This is a genomic window from Devosia sp., assembly GCF_034675085.1.
Taxonomy (GTDB): domain Bacteria; phylum Pseudomonadota; class Alphaproteobacteria; order Rhizobiales; family Devosiaceae; genus Devosia.
In genome coordinates this window covers 1-1557 of sequence record NZ_JAUCDN010000484.1, presented here as the reverse complement: position 1 = coordinate 1557, position 1557 = coordinate 1, and the positions used below count along the sequence as shown (strand labels likewise).

Below are 1557 nucleotides of genomic sequence, written 5' to 3'. Positions count from 1 at the left end.
CGCGGCCGCGTGTCTGACGCGCTGCTCAGGTCGGTCGGTTTCGATCCCAGGCTTTCACCACTTTGGCCAGACGCTGGAAACCCACCACCAGCTCCTTCTGAAACGCCACCTCGTCGTCCGTCGCCCCGATGCCCTGGCGGCGCACCACTGCGTCCTCGTAGTAGTGCGGAATCTCCGCAATGTCCAGGACGCCCTTCTCGTGAAGAGCAACCACCAGAGGCGTGATCGTGGCGAAGAGCTGGTCGATCGATATTTGCATGTCTGCCCCTTCCGGCCACGGTTGTGTGAGAACCACAAGCATCGAGCTTTCCTATGACCCAGACACTGGGGTTTTCACATGGGTAGCGCCGTCAGCGATGGCGCGTCGGGTCAAGCCAGGCGATGCCGCAGGAACCGTAAACAGCCATGGGTATGTGGTGATTTCTATTGGCCGCGTGAAGCACAAGGCACATCGCCTTGCGTGGCTCGCCGTGCATGGCGATTGGCCTAAGGGACAGATTGACCACATCAATGGAGTTAGGACTGATAACCGAATCGCCAATCTTCGCGATGCCACGAATCTGATCAATGCCCAGAACCGACGCCACGCAAACAGGAACAACAGCTCCGGCTTGCTCGGGGTCTGCAAAGCCACTAACGCAGATCGCTACGAAGCGCGGATTCGCATCGAAGGCAGCGTGAGGTATCTCGGTCGGTTCGAAACACCGGAGGCTGCCCACCATGCGTATTTGGAAGCGAAGCGTGTCCTTCATGTCGGAGCCGTCCTATGAAAGCGATTCACGGCCCGGAGAAAGCGGGCACCCCTTGCGCGCGGCATCACCGCGCCCCTCGTGCCCAGCGTTGCCCCCGCGCTGCCTCTTCCCGCCCGGCCATGGCAACACGCGCCACCGAGCACCGGATCACCAGCTCGCCTGCCTGCCAGGCCAAATCCAGCTTGCTGGTGATCAGCACGCGGGTGAGCTGGCCTGTGTCTGCGTCGACGTTATTCGACAGGGCCGAGCGGATGCTGGAGTGGAAGGGCGCCAGCGTGACTGGGCCTGCGGATGGGGTAGGGCGTGATGTGGTCATGCCTGCATCGTCGTGTTTCTCTGCCATCAGGGGATAGTCAAATGGCCTCAAAAAATTTGACGCGGGTTGACGACCAAGGCGAGCTTTCCCTGGCTCGACGTGCAGAGCCGAATGAAGTCCCCATCGAAATGATCCGGCGCCAGCGCAGCGCGGGAGCAGCATTCGCTTTGGCCTGCCAGTCGTCAGGGCTGGAGGACAAGGAGATCTATCTGGCCCTTGGTGTTGACGCCGGGTATTTCTCGCGCATCAAGGCGAGCTCGGCGACCCTGCAGGCCGACTTGGTGCGTCCTTTCTGCGAGGTGGTGGCCAACCGCATCTATCCCGAATGGCTCGCGTACCAGATCGGCTGCACTCTGGTGATCATCAAGACCGAGGCCGAGCGCCGCGCCGAAGAAGCGGAGCAGCGTGCAAAGACCGCCGAAGCCGAGAACCGCCTGCTACGGCAGCTGGTGCAGGGAAGGGCGATGGCATGAGCCCCAGAGCTCCTCT

Annotated in this window: 4 protein-coding genes; 2 read left to right on the top strand and 2 right to left on the bottom strand. The window is 61.7% G+C overall.

Features of this window, described 5'->3' with window-relative positions; all coding sequences use genetic code 11:
* Nucleotides 1-25 precede the first annotated feature (25 nt).
* Entirely contained in the window at nt 26-301 is a 276-nt protein-coding gene (locus VDP82_RS17990; protein ID WP_323016183.1) for a hypothetical protein, read from the bottom strand.
* Between VDP82_RS17990 and VDP82_RS18095 the strand changes: the two genes are divergently transcribed.
* The gene (locus VDP82_RS18095; protein WP_416347143.1) at nt 258-770 is read left to right on the top strand and encodes an HNH endonuclease signature motif containing protein; all 513 of its coding nucleotides are present in this window, start codon (nt 258-260) and stop codon (nt 768-770) included. The two genes, VDP82_RS17990 and VDP82_RS18095, sit on opposite strands and share 44 nt — an antisense overlap.
* A 46-nt stretch (nt 771-816) precedes the next feature.
* Here VDP82_RS18095 and VDP82_RS17980 read toward each other — a convergent pair whose 3' ends face one another.
* A complete protein-coding gene (locus VDP82_RS17980) occupies nt 817-1095 on the bottom strand; it encodes a hypothetical protein (protein WP_323016181.1) in 279 nt (92 codons plus the stop codon).
* Nucleotides 1096-1109: 14 nt separating this feature from the next.
* Here VDP82_RS17980 and VDP82_RS17975 point away from each other — a divergent pair, with 14 nt between their 5' ends.
* Nucleotides 1110-1541 carry a hypothetical protein gene (locus VDP82_RS17975; RefSeq protein WP_323016180.1) on the top strand — a complete coding sequence of 144 codons (432 nt, stop codon included), beginning with the start codon at nt 1110-1112 and terminating at the stop codon, nt 1539-1541.
* The last annotated feature ends 16 nt before the right edge of the window (nt 1542-1557 follow it).

Bases quoted from the DNA above. Each gene is read 5' to 3' on its own strand.
- VDP82_RS17975 (WP_323016180.1), top strand. From the start codon at position 1,110: ATGGCCTCAAAAAATTTGACGCGGGTTGACGACCAAGGCGAGCTTTCC.
- VDP82_RS17990 (WP_323016183.1), bottom strand. From the start codon at position 301: ATGCTTGTGGTTCTCACACAACCGTGGCCGGAAGGGGCAGACATGCAA.
- VDP82_RS18095 (WP_416347143.1), top strand. From the start codon at position 258: ATGTCTGCCCCTTCCGGCCACGGTTGTGTGAGAACCACAAGCATCGAG.
- VDP82_RS17980 (WP_323016181.1), bottom strand. From the start codon at position 1,095: ATGGCAGAGAAACACGACGATGCAGGCATGACCACATCACGCCCTACC.